Raw genomic sequence first — 26,252 nt, forward strand, 5'->3', positions numbered from 1 at the left:
ACGGTGCCAGCGGCGCTGGCAAGGCCTATTGCGGCAGGGCGCTGAGACCGGATTGCTGCATCAGCGCTTCGGTTTCCCGCAGCAGCAGTTTCTCCTCGGCGGCGCCTTTGACCGGGACCTTGCCTGCCTCCAGCAGCAGCGGCGCGGCAAGGGGGGAGATCCGCTGCAGCCGCCGGAGGGTGATGCGGCCGTCTATGCGGGCGATCATCTCCTCGATGCGGCCGAAATCCACCAGCCCGCGCAGGGCCTCCTCGCGGGTGATGTCCAGCAGCAGGTGATCCGGGTCGTATTTGCGCAGCGTGTCATAGAGGATGTCAGAGGAGAAGGTCGCCTGCCGCCCGTTCTTGCGCTGCCCCGGGGTGTTGCGCTCGATCAGCCCGGCGATGGTGGCGGCACCGCGGAAGGCGCGTTTCATCACCGCGTTGCCGGCCAGCCAGCCCTCTAGCCCCTCGCGCAAGGCGCCGATGTCGAACAGCGGCGCGGGGTCGGTGAACTCCTCCAGCCCCCAGATCAGCGTGGCGTAATCGGTGGAGACGAAGCCCAGGGGATCTAGGCCCAGTTCCTCCATCCGCTTGGTCAGCAAGAGGCCCAGCGTCTGCTGGGCATTGCGGCCGGCGAAGCCATAGACGCACGCGTGCGCGCGCCCGTCATGCGGGAAGCTTTCGATCAGCAGACTGCCTGCGCGGGGAAGCTCGGAGACTTCGCGCTGGAGTTCCAGCCACTCTGCCGTATGGCGCGGCAGGCTGGGCCAGCTGTCCTGCTTGAACATCTCCAGAATGCGGGCGCTGAGCTGGGTGGAGGTGGCGAATTTGGTGCCCGAGAAGACAGCGATCTTGGGTTTTTTCCCGGGGTTGCGGCTGACCTCCACGGTCATTTCCCGCAGGCCCTCGTAGCGCACGGTCTGGCCGCCGATCAGGAAGGTGTCTCCGGGGGTGAGGGTGGCGGCAAAGGCTTCCTCGATTTCGCCCAGCGGCTTGCCGCCGCGGTTGCGTTTCAGGCGGACCTTGACCAGATCGGTGTCCTGGATGGTGCCCAGGTTCATGCGGATGCGGGCCGCGGCGCGGGGGTCGCGCAGCTGCCACTTGCCGTCCGGGCGCTGCCGCAGGCGCTGCCATTGGTCGTAAGCTTTCAGCGCGTAGCCGCCGGTGGCGCAGAAATCGAGGCAGGCATCGAATTCGGCAGGGGTGAGAGCGGCGTAGGCGCCGGCCTGGGTCATTTCGGCGTAAAGCTGGTCGGCGTCGAAGGGACCCGCGCAGGCCGCGATCAGGATGTGCTGGCAGAGCACGTCGCGGGGGCCGGGGCCACGCGGCGCGCCGTCCAGATCGTTTGCGCGCACCGCCTCCAGCGCGGCGCGGCATTCGACCACTTCGAACCGGTTGGCAGGCACCAGAAGCGCCTTGGACGGGGCGTTGTAGCGGTGATTGGCCCGGCCGATGCGCTGGACCAGGCGTTTCACGTTCTTGGGCGCGCCGATCTGGATCACCAGGTCCACGTCGCCCCAGTCGATGCCGAGGTCCAGCGAGCCGGTGCAGACGATGGCGCGCAGCTCGCCGCGGACCATCGCCGCCTCGACCCGCTCGCGCTGGACCCGGTCGAGCGAGCCGTGGTGGATGCCAATCGGCAGGGCGTCGTCGTTGGCGAGCCAGAGATTGTGAAAGAAAATCTCTGCTTGGGCGCGGGTGTTGTGGAATATCAGCGTGGTCTTGTGGGCCCTGATCTGTTCCATCACCGCCGGGATCGCATAGGCCGCGCCGCCCCCGGCCCAGGGCGGCGGCTCAGCGGTTTCCAGCATCCGGATATCGGGGGCAGGACCGGGATCGGCCTGCACGATCTCGCAGGGGTCCGGATGGCGGGCGAGGTAGCTGGCGATGGCCTGCGGGTCGTCCACGGTGGCCGACAGCCCGATCCGGCGCAGATCCGGGCAGAGGGTCTGCAGCCGCGCCAGCGCCAGCATCAGCTGGTCGCCGCGCTTGCTTTCGGCCAGGGCGTGGATTTCGTCGACCACTACGCGCTTCAGGCCCTTGAAGGTGCGGGCGGCGTCCTCGTAGGAGGTGAGCAGGGCGAGGCTTTCCGGGGTGGTCAGCAGGATATGCGGCGGGTCGGCGCGCTGGCGTTTCTTGCGGCTGGAGGGGGTGTCGCCGGTGCGGTCGTCGATGCGGATAGGCAGGCCCATCTCCTCCACCGGGGTGCGCAGGTTGCGCTTGATGTCGGCAGCCAGCGCCTTGAGCGGGGAGATGTAGAGAGTGTGCAGCCCTTTATGGCTGCCGTCCGCCAGCTCCGCCAGGGTGGGCAGGAAACCGGCCATGGTCTTGCCGCCGCCGGTGGGGGCGATCAGCAGGGTGCAGGGCTGAGACGCCCGCTCCAGCATGGCGTGCTGGTGCGGGTGGATGGACCAGCCCTTGGAGGCGAACCAGTTCTCGATGACGGGCGGCAGAATGCTCATCCGTCCCATGTAGGTGCTGCCGCAAAACTTTTTAGAAAAGGGTGGCCCAAAGTTTTCAAAAAACTTTGGGGCCGGGTCATTTCACGATCTGCTCGTCCCTGACAAACATGTTGGCCCAGGCCCGGTCGATCAGTTCCGGCGACATCTGATAGGGGATGCCCTCGAACTCGCAGATCGCGATCATCTGGTCGATCAGGAACCCCGGCTGATAATTCGCGTAAACGTTGCTGATGGTTGGGTATTTGTTCTTGAGCAGGTGGACCAGCGTGCGTTCATCCAAGGGGATGCCTTTCTTGCGGGCCACCATGGCAAAAATCTTGAGGAAGTTCTCCTGATCCGGGCCGTCGATCTTGATCTTGAAGAAGATCCGGCGCAGGGCGGCTTGGTCAAAGATCTCGTTCGGGTGGAAGTTGGTGGAGAAGATCACCAGCGTGTCGAAGGGCACTTCGAATTTCTCGCCCGACTGCAGCGCCAGGATGTCCTTGCTTTCCTCCAGCGGCACGATCCAGCGGTTGACCAGCGCCTGCGGCGGCTCGGCCTGGCGGCCAAGGTCGTCGACGATGAAGATGCCGCCGGTGGATTTCAGCTGCAAGGGCGCCTGATAGGTGCGTGCGGTGGGGTTGTAGACCAGGTCCAGCATGTCCAGCGACAGCTCGCCGCCGGTGATCACGGTGGGGCGTTCGCACATCACGTAGCGCTCGTCAAAGCGGCGGCGGCGGCGCAGGGCGTTGGGGTCTTCCGGCTCCTGCTCGACCATGGTGTGCACGATCGGGTCGTAGACGGTGATCACCTGGCCCGCGTATTCGATGGCGCGCGGCACGTAGACATGATCGCCAAGGGCGTCGCGGATGCCGTTGGAGATCGAGGATTTCCCGTTGCCCGGCGGGCCGTACATCAGGATCGAGCGGCCGGCGCTGACCGCCGGGCCCAGGTGGTCCAGCAGGCTGCCCGGCAGGATCAGGTGGCCCATGGCGCTGATCAGCTGGTCGCGGGTCACCTGGATATTGCGGATCGACTGGCGCTTGACCTGCTCGCGGTAGACCGCCAGCGGCACCGGCATGGCGCCGAAGTATTCCGACTGGCTGAGCGCATCCAGCGCCCTCGCCTTGCCTGCATCGGTCAGCTGGTAGCCCATCTCGTTGCCGCTGTTGGCGTTCAGCGTGCCGGTGGCTTCGAGCAGTTTCTGCTCGCGGGCCATGTCCACCAGTTCCTGGGTGACGGCGCCGGGCAGGCAGAGTGCCTCGGCAATCTCCGTCACCGTTTCCGCATTCTTGCGGAAGATGGTCTTGAGCAGGATGTCCCGCATCATCACCAGCGGCAGCTGCATCTGCTCCAGCCCCTTGGGGGCGGGCGGGGCCGTCACGGTGAGGTTCTGCATGTTCATGGCGGTGCCTGTTCCTGAATTCCGGGTTTGCGCCCCCGGTTCGGGAGGCGGCCTTGGAAACAGACTATTCAGGACTGTGGCAACAGCGGGGCAGAGCTGCAGCATTTCCGCGGAGGCGGCGGGAAAATCCGCGGCCTGTTCAGGCGTCGGCGGCGTTTAGCTGCCGAACAGGGCGGCCAGGATCAGATAGAGCGCGAGGGTTCCGCCGAGGCACAGGCCCATGGGAAAGCTCTTGCCGGTTTCCCAGCTTTGCCATTGCGGCGCCAGCTGGCGCAGCGGCGTGTATTTGGCGATCCGGTGGGCGGTGAAGCCCGCCAGCAGGGTGGCGGCAAAGATGATCATCAAGAGCCGCAAATCGCCAAGCGCAAAGAACGGCGCGGCGGCGCCGGCAAACTTGGCATCGCCGGCGCCGACGGCGCCAGCGGAATAGAACAGGAAGCCCAGGCCGATCCCCACCGGCAGATGCAGCAGGTGCCAGCCGTAGTCTGCCCAGGAGGGCATCGCAAAGGCGCCCACAGCCACATAGATCACTGCCAGCAGGTCCACCGCCCAGTTGGGAATGCGCATGCCGCGCAGGTCGGTCAGCGCCACCGTGTAGCACAGCGGCAGCACGAAGGGCAGGAACCACAGGGCGGCATGGGCCGGGAACTGCATGGATCAGCCGTTTTCCAGTGCCGCCAGCGAGCGCGAGGCTTCCTCGAAGTGCTGCGGATGGGTGTCGATGGCTTCGCGCAGCAGGTTCTCGCCCACCTTGACGTCGCCTTGCTTGACCGCCGACAGCGCCAGTGTGTGGAGCAGCAGCGCGCGTTCGGTCTGGTCCAGCGGGATCACCGGCAGGGTGTAGTTGCGCTGTGCGCCGCGGGCCAGCACCAGGTTGTTCTTGGCGGTGAACAGGCCCGGGTTCTGGCGGATCGCTTCGCCGAACAGCCGCTCAGCCCCGGTGAAATCGCCGCGGGTCAGCTTGGAATAGCCCCAGTTGTTCATCACCTTGGCGGGTTTGGTGGTCAGCCCCGTGGCAATCTCGTAGAAACTGTCCGCCCGCTTCCAGTCCTTGTTCGCGTCCGCCACCACGGCCTCAAGCCGGTAGCGCTCGTAGGTTTCATGGGTTGGCGGCACCTTGTCCAGAATGCCCTTGGCCGCGTCCCATTCGCCGCTGCGCACCAGAGCGCCCGCCAGTTGCACCTGGTCCTCGCTGGTGGCGCCTTTCATCGACACCACCTTTTTCCAGGCGGTTGTGCCCTCGGTGGTGCGCTTGGCGCGGATCAGCGAGTAGGCGAGGCCGCGCTGCAGCTCGATCCGGTCCGGACCGGTCTTGAGGGTGCGCTGGAAATGGGCCACCGCCTCATTCGGGTCGGCCACGGTCATCATGACATCGTTGAGATTGCTCTCGTCGATGACATTCACTTCCTGAAAGGCCCGTTCCACGGTTTCGTCGGCTTTCTCTGCGCAGGCCGACAAGACCAGCGCCCCTGCCAGAGAAGCGGATAGGAAAAACTGCTGGCGCATTTGTGCGTCCTTTTACTGCTCTGCCTCTGTCATGGTGTCGGGCGAATCAGGTAGCTGCCACCGCCTTGCCGCACCAATTTGTAATCTTGGTTTTGCGGCTCAGTATGCGCAGGATCGTCCAGTTTTGCGAGGGCCAGGCGCAAATTATCGCGGATTGCGTCACTTTCGCCATTGTCGAGCGCATAGGCGCGCTGGAACACCTGCACGGCTTCGGCGGTCTTGCCCCGTTCCATCAGAACCACGCCAAGGTTGTTCATCGGCTCGGGCCAGGCCGGGTCGGCATCGACCGCTTGGCGCAGCAGATCCTCTGCCTGCCCCAGCCGCCGGAGGCCCAGCTTGGCCGACCCCATGCCGGACAGCACCTCGGCCGTCAGGCCCTGGTCGAGGGCGGCGCGGGTGAAGGCCTCCAGCGCCAGCTCGTGCTCGCCTGCGGCCATCAGCCGGTGGCCGACCTGCAAGCCGTCCTCTGCGGTTTTGCGGTGATCGGCGCCCGGCGCCCAGGGGCTGCCCGTGTCCTGTTTCAGACCGCCCGGCGCGCAGGCCGCCGCCAGCGCAAGAACGCTGGCGGCGGCAAGAGCGCAGCTGAGGCGGACAGGCGCGGCCCGTCCTTGTGATGTCATGTTCAGTTGCCTGCGTTGCCCATATTCATGATGCCCTGTATCGACGGGCCAACCAGAATGATCAGCAGCGGCGGCACCGTCAGGCCCATTGTGGCAAGGGTCATCTTCACGGGCAACTTGTTTGCGGCCTCCTCGGCGCGCATCACGCGCTTGTCACGCATTTCACCGGCATAGACACGCAGCGCATCGGCGATCGAGGTGCCGAAACTGGCGGATTGGATCATCACCGTCACGAAGGAGGAGATATCCTGCACCCCGCAGCGGGTGCCCATGTCGCGCAGCACCTTGTCCTTTTCCTTGCCCGCCTTCATCTCATAGGCGACGACTTCAAATTCCTCGGCCAGATCCGGGTAGGAGGCGTGCAGCTCCTTGGCGACGCGGACAATCGCCTGGTCCAGCGACTGGCCGGCTTCGACACAGACCAGCATCATGTCCAGCGCGTCCGGGAAGCCTTCGGTGATCTTCTGCTTGCGCTCTTCGATGCGGCGGGTGATCCAGTATTTCGGCAGCAAGTACCCGGCCGCGCCAGGGCCGACGATGCGGATGGCCATCTGCTGGCTGTCATAGTCGATGTCGGCCTTCAGCACATAGACAAAGAACAGCCCGCCCATCAGCCCCAGCAGGCCGAGGGCAAACTGGGCAAAGTGGAACAGGCGCACCGAGTCCTTGGAGTGATAGCCCGCCTGGCGCAGCTTCAGCTCCATCGCCGACAGCTCATCCGCGTTTTGCGGTTCCAGGAAGCCTGCGAATTTCTGCAGCTGCTCGTTGCGGTTGGCCTGGCGCAGACGCTCCTTCTTGGGGACGTTGCGGGTTTCCGGCTTGATGTTCTTCTGCAGCTTCTTCAGCGGGTCTTCGGGCTGGTTCAGCAGCAGCGGAACCGCCAGCAGGATCATGAACAGCCCGGCAATGCCAAGCGCCAGAAGCGGGCCGAATTCGCCGAAGTGCGAGGTCAGGTAGTCGTTTATTCCGGTCAGAAAACCCACGGTCCGCCTCCTTAGACTTTGATGTTGGTCAGCATGCGCATGACAAAGAGGTTGGCCGTCAGCATCACGCCAACCGTGAAGCAGGCGGGAATGAACCAGGGGTGATCCAGCACCTTGTCATAATAGTTGGGGTCCTTGACCAGGATGCCAGCCAGACAGAACAGCGGGAAGCCTGACAGAAACTTGCCCGACCATTGCGCCTCTGCGGTGATGGCCTTCACCCGGCGGAACAGGCGGAAGCGGGCGCGGATCACCTTGGCAAGGCCTGCCAGCACTTCGGCCAGGTTGCCGCCCGACTGCTGCTGGATCGTCACCGCGACCGCAAGGAAGCGCATGTCCTGCATGTCCAGCCGCTCCGCCATTTCCTTGAGCGCTTCGCCGACATCGCGGCCATAGGCGCATTCATCGGAGATAATGCCGAATTCAGTGGCCAGCGGGTCCTCGACCTCGTTGGCGACGATCTGCACGGCAGAGGTGAACGGGTGGCCGACACGCAGGGAGCGCACCATCAGCTCCACCGCGTCGGGCAGCTGCTCCTCGATCATCGCCATCCGCTTGGCGGCCTTCTTGTTGACCCAGAAGAACACCGCGCCGACGCCGATGATGACAGAGCCCAGAATGCGGACGGGCAGGGGGGCCGACGTGCCGATGCTGAGGCCGGCGAAGGCCAGCACGGCCAGCCCGGCCATGATCAGGATCAGCTGTTTCGGTGAAAAGGCAATGGCCGCTTTCTGCGCCCGTTCCGACAGCAGCGAGTACAGCGGGATCGACTGCGATTTTGCGTGCTGGCCCAGTTCCTTGCGCAGCTGCTCCAGCACCTGCTCGCGATTGCTGCCCTTCTCCATCATCTCCAGCCGGCGGTTGACCCGGCTGTTGAGGCTGATGGATTTGCCGAAGGTGAACAGATACAGGCCCTCGACCAGGGCCAGCACCCCGAAGAAGATCAGGCCGTAGATAAGCGGTTCCGCACTCAGCTGCATCAGCGCTTCTCCATCACGGTGGGTTCATAGATCGAGGGCGGCAGGTCGTACCCCCACAGGCGGAAGCGCTCGGAATAGTGGCTGCGCACGCCGGTGGCGGTGAAGTGGCCGATGATCTTGTTGTCCGGGGTCAGGCCGACGCGCTGGAAACGGAAGATTTCCTGCATCGAGATCACGTCGCCCTCCATCCCGGTGATTTCGGTGATCGAGGTCATCCGGCGCGAGCCGTCCTGCAGGCGGGAGGCCTGCACGATCAGGTTCACAGCGGATGCAATCTGGCTGCGCACCGCCTTGATCGGCATCTCGATCCCCGCCATGGCGATCATGTTTTCCAGACGGGAAATGCCGTCGCGGGCGGAGTTGGCGTGGATCGTCGTCATCGAGCCGTCGTGGCCGGTGTTCATGGCCTGCAGCATGTCGATCACTTCCTCGCCGCGGGTTTCGCCGACGATGATGCGGTCGGGGCGCATCCGCAGCGCGTTCTTCAGGCAGTCACGCGGGGAGACCTCGCCCTTGCCTTCCACGTTGGGCGGGCGGCTTTCCATCCGGCCCACATGGCTCTGCTGCAGTTGAAGTTCCGCGGTGTCCTCGATGGTGAGGATCCGTTCGGAATTGTCGATAAAGGAGGAGAGCGCGTTCAGCGTCGTGGTTTTACCGGAGCCGGTGCCGCCGGAGACGATCACGTTCAGGCGGGTGGAAACGGCGGCTTGCAAGTAGGCCGCCATTTCCTCGGTGAAAGCGCCGAATTGCACCAGGTCGTCGATGCCCAGCTTGTCTTTCTTGAATTTCCGGATCGACACCAGCGAGCCGTCCACCGCGATCGGCGGCACCATCGCGTTGAATCGGGAGCCATCGGCGAGGCGGGCGTCCACGTAAGGGTTGGATTCATCGACCCGGCGTCCCACGGCAGAGACGATCTTGTCGATGATCCGCATCAGGTGCTTCTCATCCTTGAAGGTGATGTCGGAAAGCTGAAGCTTGCCACTGCGTTCGACAAAGATCTGATGCGGGCCGTTCACCAGGATATCGCTGATCGATTCATCCTGCAGCAGCGTCTCCAGAGGGCCCAGGCCCGTCACCTCGTCATACAGCTCCTTGGTGAGCTGCTGGCGGTCCTCGCGGTTCAGGACGATGCTTTTCTCGGCCAGGATCTCCGTGGCGATGGTGGCGATCTCGGAGCGCAGTTCCGCTTCGCCGGCGCGTTCCAGGGCGGCCAGGTTCAGGTTCTCCAGCAGCTCCCGGTGCAGCTGGACCTTGATCTCGCCCAGACGCTCCTTGCGCTTGCGCTCCTTGTCCATTGGCTGCGCCTCAGCCGCTTTGCGCTGCACCGGGCGGCGCAGGCTGGCGGCAGGGGCGGCAGCGGCGGGCGCAGTTACCGGTTCAGGTGCCGGCGCGGCAGGTTTTGGCGCTTGTTTCTTATACTTGGAAAACATCAACTCACCCCCAATTCAAGCCGTTCAGGCGGCTTCTGCTTCACTGCGGCCCAGCGCATGCAGCGAGGCCGCGAGCTTGGCGATTTCCTTGCGCAAGGGATTCTTCGCCGCCGAAACAGCCAGCGGCAGCCCGTGGTCGCAGCTTTGCAGCACCTGCTTGCCGCCGTCGGGCAATTGCAGGTCGATGGAGATGCTCAGGGACTCGGCCATCCGCTTGACCCGGCTTTTGCCGGCAAGATCGGTGAACTTGGGTGCCCGGTTCAGCGCAAAGCGCAGCTTCTCGAACGGCAGGTCCTCCGACTGCAGCGCGCGTTTCATGCGCAGCGCGTTCTGGGCCGAGCGCATGTCCAGCTCAATCAGGGCGAAATAGACATGCGCCGTGGTCAGCACGGTTTCGGACCACTGCACCAGCGTGTGCGGCATGTCGATGACGACAAAATCGAAGTGGCTGCGCGCCATTTCGATCACCCGGGTGATGTCCTCGGGCGACAAGAGGTCCAGCGGCACCATCTCCAGCGGGGCGGTCAGAACCTGCAGCTTCTCCTGGAACGGCAGCAGCGCCTGGCCGAACAGCTCCTCGTCCATGCTTTCGGATTCGCTCAGCATTTCCATCACCACCTCGCGGCGGGGCAGGTCCAGGTAGGTGGAAACCGAACCATGCTGCAGGTCCAGATCCAGCAGGCAGACGCTGGGCTCCTCCTGCTCGCTGAGCGCGGCAAGCTCCCAGGCCAGGTTCACCGCCATGGTGGTCGAGCCGGTGCCGCCGGCCAGCCCGTGGCAAACGATCACCGCGCCTTCGCGCTGGCTGCCGGATTGCAGCTGATGCGGCTTCTGCGCCGCCGGCGGCGGCGGTGCCTGCAGCCGCTCGATGGCGGCCTGCAGCTCCTGCTCGGGCAGCGGGTAGGGGACAAACTCATCCGCACCCTGGCGCAGCAGCGTGTGCAGCGCGGCCGGGGTGACGTCTTCGGCGATCAGAATGACCTTGATGCCGCGCGCCTTGGCCTGGGTGATGATCTCCCCCATCAGCGGCAGATCCCCCTCGTCGGCGCTGTCGATGGCCAGGGCAACAAATTGCAGCGGCTCCGCCTCGGTCTGACCAAAGAACGCCAGCGCCTCGGTAAAGCCCAGATCGCCCCAGGCCTCTCCCAGCGAGGCTTCCATATCCTCGATCAGAAGGTCGAAGTTCTGCACATCGCGGCTGATTGTGCAGGCAACAATCGCTGGTGTTTCTGTTTGCGGCATACCGCTGCTCATCGCCATCATCCTTGTTCACATGGGCAGAACCGGGCCATGGGCACAGTCCGCCTCTTGGAAACAATGTCGGTGGCAATCTAGGCGATATTGGGGCCAAAAATCCCCAAATGTGGGGAATTGTTACTACTTCGTAACCGGCCGCCTGCGCGGCGGGCTTATTGCAGCGTGCGCTCCAGCGACTTCTGCTGGGTCAGGGTGGTGGCCGGAACCGCGCTCTCCAGATACTCGCGGTAGATGATCTGGGCATATTTGCCGTCCAGCACCGACTGGTGGTTTTTGAGGAAGCCACTCACCTCGGTGACGGTGCGGCGGTTGCGGCGCTCGCGCTCCGGCGTCGGGATCAGCGGCTGGGTTTCCCCGTGCGAGATCACCGCTTCCAGGCGGCTGCGGCTGATGCCGCGGGAGACCAGGTAATTCACCGCGGCCCGGGCCCGGCGCAGGCCTAGCGCGCGGTTGTAGGCGTTGCTGCCGACTGCATCCGTGTGACCGAAGACGCGGAACCGCACCTCGGGGAACTGCCGGATCCAATGCGCCTGCTGGTCCAGCACCGCAAGCGCGGTCTGGTCCAGACGGGCGCTGTCAAAGTCAAAGGTGATGGTGGTGGGCACTTCCTGGGCGAACCGGCCGGCCAGCTGGATGGCAAAGCTGCGCTCGCCGCTCATCACCGCCGCGTTGTTGAGGGTGGCCTCGCCAAAGGTTCCCTGGCGGTTCAGCTCGCGCCCGGCTTCCCGCTCGCAGGCGGCAGCGGTGAGGAGAAGGCCGAGAATTGCAGCGGTTCTGATCATCTGTGCCACTCCCTATCAGTCCAGCACGTAGCCGTAAGAGCCGTTGAAATCCTGCTTGGCGACCTCGGCGGCAGGCCCGGCGCGGTTGCGGGACGTGCGCCCGAACAGGAACAGATCCTTCTCGCTGGGCGGTGCCACGCGGTCGGTGGGCAGGGTCAGCGCCTCGCCGCGGGTCGGAGTGACCAGATGGGCGCTGACGATGATCACCAGCTCGGTCTGCTCGCGCTGGTAATCGGCGCTGCGGAACAGCGCGCCCAGCACCGGCACGTCGCCCAGCCAAGGCAGCTGCGAGGAGTTGTCGAGGAATTCGTCGCGGATCAGCCCGGCAATGGCAAAGCTTTCGCCGTCGCGCATTTCCACCGTGGTGGAGGTCTCGCGGCGGGAGAAGGCGTCGATGGTCAGGCCGCTGAGTTCCAGCGAATTGGTCGGGTCGATGGCGGACACCGCGGCGTTCAGTTCGAGGTTGATCAGATCGCCGTCAATCACCCGCGGAATGAAGTTCAGCTCAATCCCGAAGGGTTTGAATTCGATGGTGATCACGCCGCCTTCCTGGGCGACCGGCACCGGGTATTCACCGCCAGCCAGGAACTTCGCTTCCTGACCCGAGAGGGCAGAGAGGTTGGGTTCGGCCAGGGTGCGGACCACGCCCTTCTGCTCCAGCGCTTCCAGCAGCAGGCTGACCTGAACGGAGCCTGCGTTGAAGCCGAACAGGAAGGCGCCGGTGTTTTCGTTGGCGGCGGGGATGTTGCCGGCCAGCGAGTTGGCCAGTGCGCCGGAGGTGTTCAGGGTGTTGTAGCCGCCGGTGCGGCCGTTGCCGGTGCCGCCGTTGAAACCCAGCGAGGCGCTGAGCGATTTCGAGACCGAGCGCTGCATTTCGGCAAAGCGGACCTTGAGCATCACCTGCTGCACGCCGCCCACCGACATCAGGTTGCTGACCCGCTCCGGCGCATAGCGCTCTGCCAGGTCCAGCGCCCGCTGCAGCCGGGCCGAGCTGGACACTGTGCCGGATAGCACGATGCCGTCATTGGCGGTGCGCACTTCGATTTTCTCGTTGGGCAGGATCTGGCGCAGGCGCTGCTTGAACTCGGTCACGTCGGCGGCCACCCGCACGTCGACGTTGGTGATCAGCCGGCCGGAGCCGTCGAGCAATGTCAGTGTCGTCAGGCCCGGCGATTTGCCCAGAACATAGATGGTGCGGTCGGACAGCGAGGAGATATCGGCAATGCTGGGGTTGGCAATGCTGAGTTCAGCAAACGGGATTTCGCTTTCCACCACCACCGCGCGGTTCATCGGAACGTCCAGCGTTGCCGCCGTGCCCTTTTTCACCACACGCAAAGACTGCGCCCAGGCCCCATCTGCCTGCGGCACGCCAATCAGCGATAGACCCATCAGGGCCGCCGCCACGAACCGTCGAATTGCCATGTGACCTGCCTTTCCGATCACGCCTCAAAATCCGGGTCTTTTTGCCCGCTCTTTCGGGCACTGTGGTTCAGATCCCGAAATATTGCAAGAATCAAAGGCTTTGAGGCCTTTCCTTGCAGGACGCCCATGTGGGGCCTGCGCAACAGGCAAAGCAGCCGCTCTTCGCAGGGAAGAAGCGGCTGAATGCGTTAACGGTTTGTGCGGGCGTATGTTTTCTAGTTGGTGCACGGGATCGGGATTTCCACAACTTCGGCGCCGCGGCGGGTGCGGATGGTGCAGATCTTTTCCTTTTCCACTTCTTGCGGCGCCTCCAGGGCGCCCAGTCCCAGCAGCGTGCGCTGGTCCACTTCGACCACTGAGGCAATGGTGTCGTCGCCTGCGCCCACCAGGGCCAGCGACAGCCGTCCTGTGGTCTGGGCCTGCGCCAGCGCCGCCACCTGTGCGGGCTTGGCCGCAACAGTAACTGTGCGGGCGATAATGGCCTCGTTGATGTCGCCGCCGGCGCTCTGGTCCACAGCCACCAGTTCCACGTTGGTTTCGATCAGCCGGGTGACCTCCCCGCGGGAGCCGCCGGCGCCGGGCATCATACCGGTCCAGTAGACATCGACCTTGTCGCCGGGGCGCAGGAAGCCCGAGACGCCGGAGGACACATCGACCTTGATCGCAAAGGCGCGCATGCCGCGCTGCAGCCGCGAGGTGATGCCCGCATCCTCGCCCGGGGCGGTGACCTTGGCGGCCATAACCGCCTCATCCTTTTCCATGGCGCGCAGCACCACGCGCAGCTTGTCGCCGCTTTGCGGCGGGAACAATGCGTCCAGGGTGGTATAGGCCCCTTCGGGAATGGCGTTTTCAGGCCAGCGCACGGCGCGCACCGCGTCCTGGGACAGCCGCTCGCCGTATTTCAGCGGCTTGGTGGCGACAAACACGTCCACCGTCGGCACCGCCTCGGCGCGGGCCGCACGCTCGCGCGCCAGTTCATTCTGGTAGGCCGAGATATAGTTCTTGGCCATCATGACTGCGCCGCCGGCGAGGGCGACACCGACAATCAGCACTAGTCCGAAAACTGCACGCATTGTGTTACCTCTCATCAACTTAAGCCGGCGTTCCGCAATCGGAACCGGCTGCTGGGTGTTTCAAACTGAAACAAGAAACCGGGCGTTGGCCTGGTCAGCGCGGCCGCCTGGAAGGCAGTGGTCCGGAGCTGGTCATTTCGGCCGTTGTCAGCTGAATGACCAATTGGACATGAAGGCGGCAATCGCTTGTGCCGCACCCAGGGCGCCATCTTCCATTGCCGCCGCAATCATTGCGGCCATCCCGACGATTGCAGCGCATAGAACAACCCAGTCGACGGAAACCGCACCGTCGTCGCTTGCGATATATAACCGTAACTTTTTCATAGTCTGAACCTCGCTGCCTGAACGGTTCCGGGGCAGAGGCAGCACCGGACTGCCCGGTGCCGCCTCAGAAATCAGGCAGTGATCAGGTCGGAGCCTGGGTGCCCAGATAGGAGCCGGTCTTGCTGGTCAGGTCCGACGCGCCGTCTTCGATGGCGGTGTAGACCACGCCGCCCAGAGCGGCCACGGCTGCGGTCAGCACAACCCAGTCAACAGTCACGGCGCCGGAGTCGTCTTTGCGGAAGTTCTTGAAGAATTTGATCATGGCTTGGTCCCTCCAAAGGAAACTGGAATGCTGTATCTGACCCGCCGGGCGATCTGGCCAGCTCTCTCCTTCTGGCCTGCCCGCCGGTTGATGAGTCTATTAAGCTTCATGAATGGGGCGTTAATTGGGCGTAATACTGAGTTTTCTGCCCTATTGCCGGGAAACCTGACGCTTTACTTGGTGCTGGAAAAAGCTGAGGGAGGCAGCGGGATTTGGGGAACCTGCAAACGAAACAGGCCGCCCGGAAACGGGCGGCCTGTCACGCGGTCGGTTAGACCACTAAAGGCGATTAGGTCGGAGCCTGGGTGCCCAGGTAAGAACCGGTCTTGCTGGTCAGGTCCGACGCGCCGTCTTCGATGGCGGTGTAGACAACGCCGCCCAGAGCGGCCACGGCTGCGGTCAGCACAACCCAGTCAACAGTCACGGCACCGGAGTCGTCTTTGCGGAAGTTTTTGAAGAATTTGATCATGGCTTGGTCCCTCCAAAGGATCTCAGAATTTGCACTATCCCGCCTTCGCGCCAGGGTCCGCTCTCTCACCTGCTTGACCTCTGTCCGGCTTGGATGAGCCTATATAGCCAGCCCAGCGTGGCAGGATTTGGGCTGAAAGCCGGAAATCGCCGCCCCAATTTTACTTTTTGGCAATGATTTGCGTAACCGAATGATTTTGCTCCGTTAAATTTTCGTTACCCGTCTGCTGTCCGTGGCATTTCCGCGCCAGACGCGGGAAAATATGGCGATTGCGCCAGATTCTGGGGGGCTGAGACTGGTTTTCAGCAGCCATTTTCCCGAGTCTTTCGTGGCAGAATCCACTGGCAGGCAAGGAAATGGCAGTCCGTAACGCGATTTTGGCACTGGCGGCCTGTGCCGTGCCCCTGGCAGCAAGAGGGCAGGAAGCCCCGCCGCAACCGTTTCCCCAGTTCGAGGCGAAGCGGGTGAAACCGCCTGTGCCGGGCACCGGCAAGCGCATCACCGTGCAGATCGAACCGCAGCCGGAGCCCAGGGCGGCTGAACCGGTTCCGGAGCTGGCAGAGAGCGCAAAGCTGCCCGCCGGGCGGTATGGCTGGTTCTGGGACAAGATCTCTCCCGGGCTGGAGGAGAGCGGGCCGGGCCGCCTGGACGATGCCCTGCAGGCGCTGGCCGGTGCCAAGGGACTGGCGGCGCCGCGGTTGCAGCTGATGCAGGAAATCGCCCAGACCCGCGGTGTGCAGATCCTGACCGAGAGCGCCAGCACCCAGGTTTCGCCTGCCCTGGTGCTGGCCGTGATTGCTGTTGAATCCGCGGGCAAGGCTGATGCGATCAGTTCCGCAGGCGCCCAGGGGCTGATGCAGCTGATGCCGGATACTGCGGCGCGCTTTGGGGTGACGGACTCGCTTGAGGCGCATCAAAACATCTCGGGGGGCATCCGCTATCTCGACTGGCTGATGACGGAGTTCGGCGGCGATCCGATCCTGGTGCTGGCCGGTTACAACGCGGGCGAGGGGGCTGTGCGCAGCCACCAGGGGGTGCCGCCCTTTGCCGAAACACGGGATTACGTGCCCAAGGTTCTGGCCGCCTATCAGGTGGCCCGCGGCCTGTGCCTGACACCGCCGCAGCTGATCTCCGACGGCTGCGTGTTCCGGGTGATGAACTAGCCGTCCGGGCTCAGTCCTCCGCCAGGTAGGGCTGAAGCAGCATCCGGGCAGTGTGCCGCGCGTCCCCGGCCGGATCCGGGGTCACCGACATGGCCGCCAGAACGATTGCGCCTTCCTTTAACGTCAGAAGCTGCCGCGCCAGACCTGCGGGGTCAGACGCGCCGGCTGCTTTGGCCAGGCCGGTGAAATGCTCCAGCAGCATCTGCTTGTGCTCCGTCGATTGCTGATACACCGGATGAGCCCGGTTCTGGAACTCGGCGCTGGCCTTTATGAACATGCAGCCTGCAAATTCCGGCTTGCCGAACCATTCGCCAAGAGCCGTGAACATCGCAATCAGCTGCCCGGCGGGTGCGTCCGACAAAGCCGCCATCCGGCTGAACAGCCAAGAGCGGAAGTTCTCGTCCCGCAGGCGCAGCACGGCAATAATCAGGTCGTCCTTGGTGCGGAAGTGCTTGTAGATGGAGGTCTTGGAGATGCCGGTTTCCTTGACCAGCGTGTCCATTCCTGTTGCGTGGAACCCGCTTCGGTAAAATACGTCCAGGGCTTTGCTGACCAGTTCGTCTCGCTTGTTGGGGCGCATGATTCGTCCTCAAGTGTACCGTTCGGTACATATTGGCGCCGGGACAGCCCTGCAAATCAAAATAATTTTTGCCGCAACAAAAAGGTCTTAGGGCGAGGCACCGCCGTGCAGCGCCGGGCGCGTGAAAAAATCCTTGATTATAAGTACCGATCGGTACACTTTGTTTGCGCGAGTTGACAGATCGGTACACTTTGTTAGGGGGCTGGGATGAGACGTCTTTTCAAACCGATGGCTTCACCGTTCGGGCCAGTAATACTGGCTGCATGCATTGCCGCTGCGCTGACGGCACCGGCCACGGACACACGCCCGGATTCGGCGTCCGGGACAGGCGTGCAATTCAATGCGGGAGGGGCCAAGGCATGAAACGGGATATTCTCATGGCGGCGCTGGCCGCTGTTCTTGCCGGCGGCGTTCTGCTGCCGGTGACATTGCCGCGGCCGGCTGCCGGGACAGTCGCGGTGCAAGCTCCGAACGGCGGCTGAAGCCGGGCGTCTGCCCACGGTAACGGGGGCGCCCCCTGAGCGAACCGGTGCAGTGGCTAGAGAAACCTGCCGGTGCCGGTGCGCCGCACCGCCCGGCGGCGACTGGCAGGCGGCGCATCTGCAGGGATTGCGGGGCCCGAAACGCCTCGGCGGAAAACCTTCTGAACAGGCGTTGCGCCGCGGCCCGATTTGCGGAGTTTTTTCGCAAAGGGCCTGCCATCCGCCCCGAGACGCCGGTATGGTGGCAGTAAAGCACATTTTTTAGCTTAAATTTTTTGGAGAACGGATTTGGATTTGGGATTTAACCCATCGGAAATTGCCGTGGGTGCGCAGGGTGTTAGTGGAAAGCTTCTGCTGTTCGCCTTGCTGGCGTTCATCGGGTTTTTTGGGCGGCTGGTCTTTTCCGCCTTCGGGCCGCAGCTAGCGGAGTTTAACCCGTTCCGGAATTTCTCGGGTCTGGGATTTGTCCTGCTGGCGGTGGCGCTGTTTGCAGGGGCGCTCTACATCTCGGGCAAGCAAACCAAGGCGATGGTTCTGTTCAAAAGCCATTTGGTCGATCCGGTCATTGTCACCGTGCTGGGCCGCGACAGCTGCGATCCGGCGCAGGGCAGCTATTGCGTGGTGGTGTTCGAGGACGGGCGGGAAAAGATCGTCAACTGGCACGATAAGCGCGTCTATATGTGGGAAATCATCAACCCGCCGGAAGGCGCGGTCTGGCACACGCTGCGGCCCCGGCCGCGTCCGGGGGCTGCCGCCGGAGTGTGAGCGCCAGCACGATCCGCACGCAAAGGGCCCGCCGGAAACCGGCGGGCCTTATCTTGTCAGCTCTGATCCGGGATCAGCCGACGATGGTGGCTTCGGTGGAGCTGCGCAGCTCCTCTTCGCTGACACTCTCGGCCAGCTCGACGATCTTCAGGCCGCCATCGACGACATCCAGAACGCCCAGGTTGGTGATGATGCGGTCGACCACGCCCTTGCCGGTCAGCGGCAGGGTGCATTCCTTCAGCACCTTGCTGTCGCCGTGCTTGTTGGTGTGGTCCATTACCACGATCACGCGGCCGACGCCCGCGACCAGATCCATGGCGCCGCCCATGCCCTTGACCAGCTTGCCCGGGATCATCCAGTTGGCCAAGTCGCCGTTTTCGGCCACTTCCATCGCGCCCAGGATCGCCGCTGCAATCTTGCCGCCGCGGATCATGCCGAAGGAGGTGGCACTGTCGAAGTAGGAGGTGCGCGCCAGCTCGGTGATGGTCTGCTTGCCCGCGTTGATCAGGTCCGGATCCTCATCGCCCTCATAGGGGAAGGGGCCCATGCCCAGCATGCCGTTTTCCGACTGCAGGGTGATGTCCTTGTCGCCCACGTAGTTCGCCACCAGCGTCGGAATGCCGATGCCGAGGTTCACGTACATGCCGTCTTCAAGCTCCTGCGCAGCGCGCTCGGCCATTTGATTGCGGTCCCAAGCCATGGTTCAAGCCTCCTCACGCTTGCGGGTGGTGCGCTGCTCGATGCGCTTCTCGTGCTCGCCCTGGATGATGCGGTGCACGTAGATGCCCGGCAGGTGGATCTGGTCGGGGTCAAGCGCGCCCCGGGGCACGATTTCCTCCACTTCCGCCACGCAGATCTTGCCGCACATTGCGGCGGGCGGGTTGAAGTTGCGGGCGGTCTTGCGGAAGATCAGGTTGCCGGTGTCATCCGCCTTCCAGGCCTTCACGATGGAGAGATCGGCAAAGATGCCCTCCTCCAGGATATAGGTCTCGCCGTTGAAGTCCTTGTGCTCCTTGCCCTCGGCGATCACGGTGCCGACGCCGGTCTTGGTGTAAAAGCCCGGAATGCCGCAGCCGCCGGCGCGCATGCGCTCGGCCAGGGTGCCCTGCGGGTTGAATTCCAGCTCCAGCTCGCCCGACAGGTACTGGCGCATGAATTCCGCGTTCTCGCCCACGTAGGAGGAGATCATCTTCTTCACCTGCTTGGTCTGCAGCAGGATGCCGATGCCGAAATCGTCAACGCCTGCATTGTTGGAGGCAAAGGTCAGGTCCTTGGTGCCCGCGTCCTTGATTGCCTGCAAAAGCAGTTCGGGGATGCCGCAGAGGCCAAAGCCCCCCGCGGCGATCAGCATGCCGTCGTGAAGCAGCCCGTCGAGCGCTTCGGCGGCGTTGGCGTAAACCTTTTTCATGGAGCTCTCCCAACAACTACCGTTTGACAGTGGTTCTGACGCCGGGGCGGGCACAAGTCAACGATACGGAGAAGTTTGCGTATTTCTACGGAGCGGCCGTGGCGGCCTGCGCGGGCAGGCGATCCGCCACGGCCGAAGGTCATACTGGCAGGGCGTCTTCGGCGTACTGGTCTGCAAACGCCGCGCTGGGCGGGATCGGTGTGATGACATCGATCAGCACGCCGTTCGGGTCCGCGGTGATGAAGTGGCGCTGCCCGAAGTCCTCGTCCACAAGCGGTTTCAGCACCGGCAGGCCAGCGCCGGTCAGCCGGGCGTATTCGGCGGCGGCGTCCTCGACCTCGAAGTTCAGGATGACGCCGGCGCTGTTGCCGCGCCCGGCTTCGGGGATCGTCGGGTGGGTTCCGTCCAGAATGGCCAGGTTCACGGCGGGGTCCGCGCAGGATTGGAGATGCACGTACCAATCCGATTCAAACGCTGGCCTGAAGCCGAAGTGGGTTTGGTAGAATGCGGCGGTGCCCGCGACGTCGTTTGTTTGCAGCACCGGATAGTATTGGGTCACTTTCATCTTGCACCTCTTCTGTAAAGCATACAGTCTGTATGTATGTGGAAATAAACATACAGGCTGCATGTATGCAAGAAAATAAAGCCCCGGTCCCGAACGCCGCCCGCCGGGCTGCCATGCTCGAGCGGCTGATCACTGCCGCCCGAATTCTGTTTGCGGAAAAAGGCTATGCCGAGACGTCGACGCCCGAAATCGTCAAGGCCGCTGAGGTCACGCGCGGGGCGCTGTATCATCATTTTGACGGGAAAGAGGCGCTGTTCGCTGCCGTCGCCGAGGCGGAGGCCCAAGCGGTGACCCAAGCGATTGAGGCCGCGGCCAGGGTGCCGGGCGCGGAGGGGCTGGAAGCCGGCAGCAGGGCGTATTTTGCCGCGATGGCCGTTCCCGGGCGCGCCCGCATTCTGCTGGTCGACGGGCCCGCGGTGCTCGGCGCTGCTGCAATGGATGAGATCGACGCCGGAGGAGGGCGCAGGGCCCTGCGGACGGGGCTTGCGTCTGCGGGCACCGGCCTGGACGAAGCCGGGCTTGATGCGCTTGCAGTGGTGGTGTCAGCGGCCTTCGACAGGGCGGCGCTTGCCATTGCCGAAGGCGCTGAGCCTGCGCCCTACGAGGCGGCTATGGCGGCACTGATAGGTGCCGCCATCCGCCCCCGGTCTTAGGACGCGGCCTTTTTCGGGGCGGCCTTCTTCTTGGCAGCGGGCTTTTTCGCCGCGGCTTTCTTCTTGCCGCCCTTGGACGATTTCTCGGCGATCAGCTCCACCGCCATTTCCATGGTCACGTCCTTGGGCTCAACGTCCTTGGGCAGGGTGGCATTCACCTTCTCCCATTTGACATAAGGCCCGTACCGCCCGTCCATGATGTTGACCGCGCCGCCGCCTTCGGGGTGCTCGCCCAGCTCCTTCAGCGGCTTGGCGGCCGCCCGGCTGCCGCGGCGGCCCGGGTTTGCACGCTTCTCGGCCAGCATCTCCACCGCGCGGTTCATGCCGATCTCAAAGACGTCCAGCGTCTCCTTGAGGTTCACATACACCGGCTTTTCCTCATCGGGCAGCTGATGCGCGATATAGGGCCCGAACCGGCCCAGGTTGGACTGGATGGCACCGCCGTCCGGGTGCTGGCCGATGTCGCGCGGCAGGGTGAGCAGGGTCAGAGCCTGCTCAAGAGTGATCTCATTCGGCCCCCAGCCGGGCAGGAAGTCCTTGCCCTGCTTGGGCAGCGAGGAGCGCGGCGGCTTCTTGTTCTCGGGCGTGGCTTCGCCGCGCTGAACATAGGGCCCGAAGCGGCCGGATTTCAGGTGGATTTCGTCGCCGTCATCCTCGCCCAGGACGCGTTCATACCCTTCGGCGCCTTCGCCGGAAATCGGGCGGGTGTAGTTGCATTCGGGATAGTTGCCGCAGCCGACAAAGCCGCCGGTGCGCGAGGTCTTCAGGTGCAGCTGGCCCTGGCCGCATTTCGGGCAGGTGCGCGGATCGGTGCCATCCTCGCGCGGCGGGTAAAGCTGCGGCGCAAGTGCTGCGTCCAGCACGTCCAGCACCTCGGTGATGCGCAGTTCGGAAGTTTCAGCGATCGCCGCCGAGAAATCACGCCAGAATCGGCCCAGGAGGTCCTTGTAGTCGCGTTCACCCGCACTCACGTCGTCGAGTTCTTCCTCCAGATTGGCGGTGAACTCATAGCCCACGTATTTGCGGAAGAAGTTCAGCAGGAAGATGGTGACGATCCGGCCCTTGTCCTCCGGGAACAGGCGGTTCTTGTCCTTGCGGACGTATTCGCGGTCCTGGATCGTGGTGATGACAGAGGCGTAGGTCGAGGGGCGGCCGATGCCGAGCTCTTCCATGCGCTTGACCAGCGTCGCCTCGGTATAGCGCGGCGGCGGCTGGGTGTGGTGCTGCAGCGCCAGCACGGCGCCGTTGTCCGACAGGACCGAAGCCTCCTTGCCGGCCTTTTCGGCCTGTGCCGCCAGCGAGGAGGCGAATTTCAGCGCTTCGCCTTCCATGATCTGCGGCAGGCGCTTGTCGTCCTCATCCGCGACATCGTCGCGGCCTTCCTCGTAAACCCGCATGAAGCCGTCAAACAGCACCACCTGGCCGGTGGCGCGCAGCACAACCTGCTGATCGTCCGAGCCGATGTCGACGGTGGTGCGTTCCAGCCGGGCGCCTTCCATCTGGCACGACAGCGTCCGCTTCCAGATCAGGTCATAGAGCTTGCGCTGGTCGTCGTCGGTCACCTTCAGCGCCTTGGCATCGCGGCCCATATCGGTCGGGCGGATGCACTCGTGCGCCTCCTGGGCGTTCTTGGCCTTGTTCTTGTAGATCCGCGGCGAGGAGGGAACATACTCGGCGCCATAGCGCTTTTCGATCTCGGCGCGGGCGGCCTGCACGGCTTCCGGCGCCATGTCGATGCCGTCGGTCCGCATATAGGTGATGTAGCCCGCCTCATAAAGCCGCTGCGCCGCGTTCATGGTCTGGCGTGCGCCCATGCCGAATTTGCGGCTGGCCTCCTGCTGGAGGGTGGAGGTCATGAAGGGGGCAGAGGGGTTGCGGGCCGCCGGCTTGGCCTCGACCGACAGCACCTTGAGCTTGCGCGAGGCCACGGCCTGCACTGCCAGCTCTGCTGCGGTGGAGTTTTTCAGGCTGTACTTGTCGAGCTTTTCGCCGCCCATGACGGTCAGGCGCGCCTCGAACTCCTGGCCGCGCGGGGTGGCCAGCTGGGCGCGCACCGACCAGTATTCCTGCGGGTTGAAGGCCTCGATCTCCATCTCGCGCTCTACGATCAGGCGCAGGCAGACCGATTGCACCCGGCCGGCAGAGCGCGCGCCCGGCAGCTTGCGCCACAGGACCGGCGACAGGTTGAAGCCCACGAGGTAATCCAGCGCCCGGCGGGCCAGATAGGCCTCGACCAGCGGCATGTCGACCTCGCGCGGGTTCCGCATCGCCTCGGTTACCGCTTCCTTGGTGATCGCGTTGAAGGTGACGCGGCTGACGGCGGTGTCCTTCTTGATCGACCGCCGTTTGGTCAGCGCTTCCTGCAAATGCCAGCTGATCGCCTCGCCCTCGCGGTCGGGGTCGGTGGCGAGAATCAGCGCATTGTCGTCCTTCAGCGCGTCGGCGATGGCCTTAACGTGTTTGCGGGAATCGTTGGCGACCTCCCAGGTCATGCCGAAATCCGCATCCGGGTCGACGGATCCGTCTTTGGCCGGCAGGTCGCGCACGTGGCCGTAAGACGCCAGAACCGTATAGTCGGGGCCAAGATACTTATTGATTGTTTTTGCTTTGGCCGGGGATTCGACAACAACGACTGGCATAAATTCTGATACCTCTTCGGACCACTTCTGCGGGTTCTATGGCGGGGCAACATGTGGGGCGCAAGAGGCGATTGTCAATCCGGGTGCATTGGCCGCGGTGCCGGGAGGGCCGTTTCAGCGGCGCCTGCGGTCACTCGCTGTCATCCGGAAACGCCTTGCACAGCAGCCCGCCCGGCTGGCGGAGGATCGCCCCTTCAAGCTCCAGATCCGTAAGTGCGGGTGCCAATTCATGCGGCGGCAGGGCGAGGCCGCGCAGCAGTTCGGTCTCGGAAGTGGGGGAGGGGCCCAGCCTGCCCAGGATCTGCTGGTGCAGGGCGTGAGTCTGCGCCAAGCTGCGCCGCTGGGGCGGCGGCGGGGGCAGCTCCGCCAGGGCCTCCTGCAGGCTGGGCCGGGCTTCGGCGGGCGGGGGCGGGTCGAGCGGCGGCAGGGCTTCCAGCACATCGGCGGCATCGCGCACCAGCTGGGCGCCGTCGCGGATCAGCCGGTTGCAGCCGGAACTGCGGGCATCGAAGGGATGGCCCGGCACCGCCAGGACCTCGCGCCCGTAATCCAGCGCGTCGCGGGCGGTGATCAGGGTGCCGGACTTCGCCGCGGCCTCCACCACGACAACGGCGCGGGCGAGGCCTGCAATGATCCGGTTGCGTTTGGGAAAGTCGCGGGCCCGCGGTGTCAGGCCCATCGGCTGTTCCGACAGCCGCAGCCCGGTTTTGCAGATGTCTTCTGCCAGCCGGGCGTTTTCTGCGGGGTAAATCACGTCGGCGCCGCCGGCCAGCACCGCGATGGTGCCGGTCTTCAGGGCTGCCTGGTGGGCGGCGGTGTCGATGCCGCGCGCCATGCCGGACACCACGGTATAGCCTGCCTCGCCCAGGTTCTGCGCCAGCGACCGCGCCATCCGCAAGCCCAGCGAAGACGCGTTGCGTGCCCCGACCATGGCAATCACCGGCCGCTCCAGCACAGAGAGGTCGCCAATGGCCCACAGCAGGGGCGGGGCATCCTTAAGCCCGGCAAGCAGTTTGGGATAGTCAGGGTCCGGAAAGCACAAAAGCCGCGCTTTGGCGGCTTTTGCGGCCTTAATTTCGGCGTCCACCGCATTGGCAGGGCATGTTTCATACCCTTTGATGCCTGCGGAGCGTGCCACTTCGGGCAGCGCATCCAGCGCGTTCTGCGCTGAACCGTATTCAGCGAGCAGCCGGTGAAATGTCACCGGGCCGACCCGCTTGGAGCGCAACAGGCGAAGCCATGAAAACTGAGTATCTTCCGTGGTGGGTGGGAGTGGGGGGTGAGTGGAAGAATGTGCTTCTTCAGTCATCCGCAGCTCCGCCTGTTTGCAGGACTAGAATTAACCCTTAGGCGGTTAACAGTTGGTGAACAGCCCGCAGTTTTTAACCAATACCCTGAAAATTTTCCTAAGTGTCGAGAACAAATGAAGAAATACAAATCCGGCAGAGAGCGCGCGCCGCCCGAAGCAGAAAAAGGGGCCGGAAGCGCTGGCTTCCGGCCCGGAAATTTGCGGCAGTATCATGGTTTTACCGGTTTTTGACGCAGTGATTCACGCCGCCGAGCCGCCAACAGTCAGCCCGCCCATCAGCACCGAGGGCTGGCCGACGCCGACCGGAACCCACTGGCCCGCCTTGCCGCAATTGCCCATGCCGGGGTCCAGCGCCATGTCGTTGCCAAGGCCTCGAATCTGCTTCAGCGCGGTGGCGCCGTCGCCGATCAGCGTGGCACCCTTAACCGGTGCGCCGACCTTGCCGTCCTTCACGCGGTAGGCCTCGGTGCAGGAAAACACGAACTTGCCGTTGGTGATGTCCACCTGGCCGCCGCCAAAGCCCACCGCCCAGATGCCGTCCTTGATGCCAGCCACCAGATCGCCGGGGTCGGCGCCGCCGCCCAGCATATAGGTGTTGGTCATCCGCGGCATCGGCGCATGGGCATAGCTTTGGCGCCGCCCGTTGCCGGTGGGGGAAACCCCCATCAGCCGCGCGTTCTGGCGGTCCTGCATAAAGCCGACCAGAATACCGTCCTCGATCAGCGTGGTCTTCTGGCTGGGCGTGCCCTCGTCATCCACAGTGATCGAGCCGCGCCGGTCCGGGATGGTGCCGTCATCCAGCACCGTCACCCCCCGGGCGGCGATCTGCTGGCCCATGAGACCGGCAAAGGCAGAGGACCCCTTGCGGTTGAAATCGCCCTCCAGCCCGTGGCCGATCGCCTCGTGCAGCAGGATGCCGGGCCAGCCGGGGCCTAGCACCACGTCCATTTCGCCCGCCGGGGCAGGGACCGCGTCCAGATTGACCAGCGCAATACGCAGCGCTTCCTGCACCTGGGCCTGCCAGTGCTTGGGGTCGACCAGCCCGTCCAGGCCCAGCCGCCCGCCGCCGCCGGCAGAGCCGCTTTCGCGGCGGCCGTCTTTTTCTACGATCACCGACACGTTCAGCCGTGCCATCGGGCGGGTGTCGCGCACCCGCACCCCGTCGGCGCGCAGAATCTCTACCTCCTGCAGCGAGGCGGCCAATGACGCGGAGACCTGGACCACGCGTTGATCCAGATCACGTGCATAAGAATCAATTTCGCGCAGCGTCTCCACCTTCACCGGGAACGGCATGGCGCTGATCGGGTCGGCATCGGTATAGAGCTTCTTGTTGGTGGCCTGCGGCGGGTCCGAGTAAGTGCCGCCGCCCGCTCCGACAGCCAGCCTGGCGGTCTCTGCCGCCCGTTTCAGCGATGCGATGGAGACATCGGTGGAATGCGCGTAACCGGCCACATCGCCGTTCACGGCCCGCAAACCAAAGCCTTCGGAGGCATCGTAGCTGGCGCTGCGCAGCCGCCCGTCGTCAAACGACAGCGCTTCCGACTTGCGGCGCTCGGCAAAGATCTCTCCATCCTCCGCACCATTCAGCGCATCGCGCAGGGTCGCCAGCGCCTCATCCTGCGGAAGCGCGGTTTCAAAGGGGCGGAAGGCTGGGTTTTCCATGGCACGGTCCTCAGATTTTTTTGATCTAAATCAAGAAAGCGACGGTTTGACGCTTGGCTGCCTCTTTATCTGTACGCCCGAATATGAT

At 64.1% G+C, this 26,252-nt stretch carries 27 protein-coding genes; 5 read left to right on the forward strand and 22 right to left on the reverse strand.

Going from position 1 to position 26,252, the window contains the following annotated elements:
• Positions 1 to 25: 25 nt before the first annotated feature.
• From R2C4_RS04280 to R2C4_RS04345, 15 genes are all read right to left on the reverse strand, one after another.
• Complete coding sequence (locus R2C4_RS04280) at positions 26 to 2,443, reverse strand: ligase-associated DNA damage response DEXH box helicase (protein ID WP_141892034.1); 2,418 nt, start codon at positions 2,441 to 2,443, stop codon at positions 26 to 28.
• Between the two features lie 76 nt (positions 2,444 to 2,519).
• Positions 2,520 to 3,827 (reverse strand): P-loop NTPase family protein, encoded by a 1,308-nt coding sequence (locus R2C4_RS04285; protein WP_141889725.1) that lies wholly within the window; start codon positions 3,825 to 3,827, stop codon positions 2,520 to 2,522.
• A gap of 156 nt (positions 3,828 to 3,983) precedes the next feature.
• Positions 3,984 to 4,481 carry a prepilin peptidase gene (locus R2C4_RS04290; RefSeq protein ID WP_058284193.1) on the reverse strand — a complete coding sequence of 166 codons (498 nt, stop codon included), beginning with the start codon at positions 4,479 to 4,481 and terminating at the stop codon, positions 3,984 to 3,986.
• Between the two features lie 3 nt (positions 4,482 to 4,484).
• Positions 4,485 to 5,333, reverse strand: a complete 849-nt coding sequence (locus tag R2C4_RS04295; RefSeq protein ID WP_058284194.1) for a tetratricopeptide repeat protein — start codon at positions 5,331 to 5,333, stop codon at positions 4,485 to 4,487.
• Between the two features lie 29 nt (positions 5,334 to 5,362).
• A complete protein-coding gene (locus R2C4_RS04300; protein ID WP_141889726.1) occupies positions 5,363 to 5,953 on the reverse strand; it encodes a tetratricopeptide repeat protein in 591 nt (196 codons plus the stop codon).
• Positions 5,954 to 5,955: 2 nt separating this feature from the next.
• A complete protein-coding gene (locus R2C4_RS04305) occupies positions 5,956 to 6,936 on the reverse strand; it encodes a type II secretion system F family protein (RefSeq protein WP_141889727.1) in 981 nt (326 codons plus the stop codon).
• Between the two features lie 11 nt (positions 6,937 to 6,947).
• On the reverse strand, positions 6,948 to 7,916 hold the full coding sequence (locus R2C4_RS04310; RefSeq protein ID WP_058284197.1) for a type II secretion system F family protein: 969 nt from the start codon (positions 7,914 to 7,916) through the stop codon (positions 6,948 to 6,950).
• Positions 7,916 to 9,349 (reverse strand): TadA family conjugal transfer-associated ATPase, encoded by a 1,434-nt coding sequence (locus R2C4_RS04315; protein WP_141889728.1) that lies wholly within the window; start codon positions 9,347 to 9,349, stop codon positions 7,916 to 7,918. The genes R2C4_RS04310 and R2C4_RS04315 overlap by 1 nt, the downstream gene beginning before the upstream one ends.
• 24 nt (positions 9,350 to 9,373) lie before the next feature.
• A complete protein-coding gene (locus R2C4_RS04320) occupies positions 9,374 to 10,603 on the reverse strand; it encodes a CpaE/TadZ family protein (RefSeq protein WP_167510234.1) in 1,230 nt (409 codons plus the stop codon).
• Positions 10,604 to 10,758: 155 nt separating this feature from the next.
• Positions 10,759 to 11,388 carry an OmpA family protein gene (locus R2C4_RS04325; protein ID WP_141889730.1) on the reverse strand — a complete coding sequence of 210 codons (630 nt, stop codon included), beginning with the start codon at positions 11,386 to 11,388 and terminating at the stop codon, positions 10,759 to 10,761.
• A 15-nt stretch (positions 11,389 to 11,403) separates the two neighbouring features.
• Entirely contained in the window at positions 11,404 to 12,810 is a 1,407-nt protein-coding gene (locus tag R2C4_RS04330) for a type II and III secretion system protein family protein (RefSeq protein ID WP_008556882.1), read from the reverse strand.
• A 215-nt stretch (positions 12,811 to 13,025) separates the two neighbouring features.
• Positions 13,026 to 13,883 carry a Flp pilus assembly protein CpaB gene (gene cpaB, locus R2C4_RS04335; protein ID WP_058284200.1) on the reverse strand — a complete coding sequence of 286 codons (858 nt, stop codon included), beginning with the start codon at positions 13,881 to 13,883 and terminating at the stop codon, positions 13,026 to 13,028.
• Positions 13,884 to 14,030: 147 nt separating this feature from the next.
• The gene (locus R2C4_RS21175) at positions 14,031 to 14,207 is read right to left on the reverse strand and encodes a hypothetical protein (protein ID WP_167510235.1); all 177 of its coding nucleotides are present in this window, start codon (positions 14,205 to 14,207) and stop codon (positions 14,031 to 14,033) included.
• Between the two features lie 82 nt (positions 14,208 to 14,289).
• A complete protein-coding gene (locus tag R2C4_RS04340; protein ID WP_058284201.1) occupies positions 14,290 to 14,469 on the reverse strand; it encodes a hypothetical protein in 180 nt (59 codons plus the stop codon).
• A 289-nt stretch (positions 14,470 to 14,758) separates the two neighbouring features.
• Positions 14,759 to 14,938: a hypothetical protein gene (locus R2C4_RS04345; protein ID WP_058284201.1), complete on the reverse strand. Its 180-nt coding sequence runs from the start codon at positions 14,936 to 14,938 to the stop codon at positions 14,759 to 14,761.
• Between the two features lie 356 nt (positions 14,939 to 15,294).
• Between R2C4_RS04345 and R2C4_RS04350 the strand changes: the two genes are divergently transcribed.
• Entirely contained in the window at positions 15,295 to 16,101 is an 807-nt protein-coding gene (locus tag R2C4_RS04350; RefSeq protein ID WP_244940778.1) for a lytic transglycosylase domain-containing protein, read from the forward strand.
• A 10-nt stretch (positions 16,102 to 16,111) separates the two neighbouring features.
• Here the strand turns inward: R2C4_RS04350 and R2C4_RS04355 are convergent, their stop codons facing one another.
• The gene (locus R2C4_RS04355) at positions 16,112 to 16,681 is read right to left on the reverse strand and encodes a TetR/AcrR family transcriptional regulator (RefSeq protein WP_141889731.1); all 570 of its coding nucleotides are present in this window, start codon (positions 16,679 to 16,681) and stop codon (positions 16,112 to 16,114) included.
• A 359-nt stretch (positions 16,682 to 17,040) separates the two neighbouring features.
• Between R2C4_RS04355 and R2C4_RS21460 the strand changes: the two genes are divergently transcribed.
• Together R2C4_RS21460 and R2C4_RS04360 are read left to right on the forward strand one after the other, a co-directional pair.
• Positions 17,041 to 17,163: a hypothetical protein gene (locus R2C4_RS21460; protein ID WP_259938777.1), complete on the forward strand. Its 123-nt coding sequence runs from the start codon at positions 17,041 to 17,043 to the stop codon at positions 17,161 to 17,163.
• Between the two features lie 288 nt (positions 17,164 to 17,451).
• Positions 17,452 to 17,928 carry a hypothetical protein gene (locus tag R2C4_RS04360; protein ID WP_167510236.1) on the forward strand — a complete coding sequence of 159 codons (477 nt, stop codon included), beginning with the start codon at positions 17,452 to 17,454 and terminating at the stop codon, positions 17,926 to 17,928.
• Between the two features lie 73 nt (positions 17,929 to 18,001).
• On the opposite strand, the gene R2C4_RS04365 is transcribed toward R2C4_RS04360, so the two are convergent.
• The 3 genes from R2C4_RS04365 to R2C4_RS04375 form a co-directional block, all read right to left on the reverse strand.
• Entirely contained in the window at positions 18,002 to 18,628 is a 627-nt protein-coding gene (locus tag R2C4_RS04365) for a CoA transferase subunit B (RefSeq protein ID WP_141889732.1), read from the reverse strand.
• A gap of 3 nt (positions 18,629 to 18,631) precedes the next feature.
• Positions 18,632 to 19,336: a CoA transferase subunit A gene (locus tag R2C4_RS04370; RefSeq protein WP_027243363.1), complete on the reverse strand. Its 705-nt coding sequence runs from the start codon at positions 19,334 to 19,336 to the stop codon at positions 18,632 to 18,634.
• 139 nt (positions 19,337 to 19,475) lie between these two features.
• Entirely contained in the window at positions 19,476 to 19,901 is a 426-nt protein-coding gene (locus R2C4_RS04375; RefSeq protein ID WP_141889733.1) for a VOC family protein, read from the reverse strand.
• A 65-nt stretch (positions 19,902 to 19,966) separates the two neighbouring features.
• Here R2C4_RS04375 and R2C4_RS04380 point away from each other — a divergent pair, with 65 nt between their 5' ends.
• On the forward strand, positions 19,967 to 20,554 hold the full coding sequence (locus R2C4_RS04380) for a TetR/AcrR family transcriptional regulator (protein ID WP_167510237.1): 588 nt from the start codon (positions 19,967 to 19,969) through the stop codon (positions 20,552 to 20,554).
• Here the strand turns inward: R2C4_RS04380 and topA are convergent.
• Both topA and dprA read right to left on the reverse strand, forming a co-directional pair.
• Complete coding sequence (gene topA / locus R2C4_RS04385; RefSeq protein WP_141889735.1) at positions 20,551 to 23,193, reverse strand: type I DNA topoisomerase; 2,643 nt, start codon at positions 23,191 to 23,193, stop codon at positions 20,551 to 20,553. The two genes, R2C4_RS04380 and topA, sit on opposite strands and share 4 nt — an antisense overlap.
• Before the next feature lie 130 nt (positions 23,194 to 23,323).
• On the reverse strand, positions 23,324 to 24,502 hold the full coding sequence (gene dprA, locus R2C4_RS04390; protein WP_141889736.1) for a DNA-processing protein DprA: 1,179 nt from the start codon (positions 24,500 to 24,502) through the stop codon (positions 23,324 to 23,326).
• Between dprA and R2C4_RS21180 the strand changes: the two genes are divergently transcribed.
• Complete coding sequence (locus R2C4_RS21180; protein ID WP_167510227.1) at positions 24,485 to 24,733, forward strand: hypothetical protein; 249 nt, start codon at positions 24,485 to 24,487, stop codon at positions 24,731 to 24,733. The two genes, dprA and R2C4_RS21180, sit on opposite strands and share 18 nt — an antisense overlap.
• Before the next feature lie 9 nt (positions 24,734 to 24,742).
• On the opposite strand, the gene tldD is transcribed toward R2C4_RS21180, so the two are convergent.
• On the reverse strand, positions 24,743 to 26,164 hold the full coding sequence (gene tldD, locus R2C4_RS04395; protein WP_141889737.1) for a metalloprotease TldD: 1,422 nt from the start codon (positions 26,162 to 26,164) through the stop codon (positions 24,743 to 24,745).
• Positions 26,165 to 26,252 lie beyond the last annotated feature (88 nt).

The organism is Leisingera aquaemixtae, from assembly GCF_006740765.1.
In the GTDB taxonomy this organism is placed as follows: Bacteria; Pseudomonadota; Alphaproteobacteria; order Rhodobacterales; family Rhodobacteraceae; genus Leisingera; species Leisingera aquaemixtae.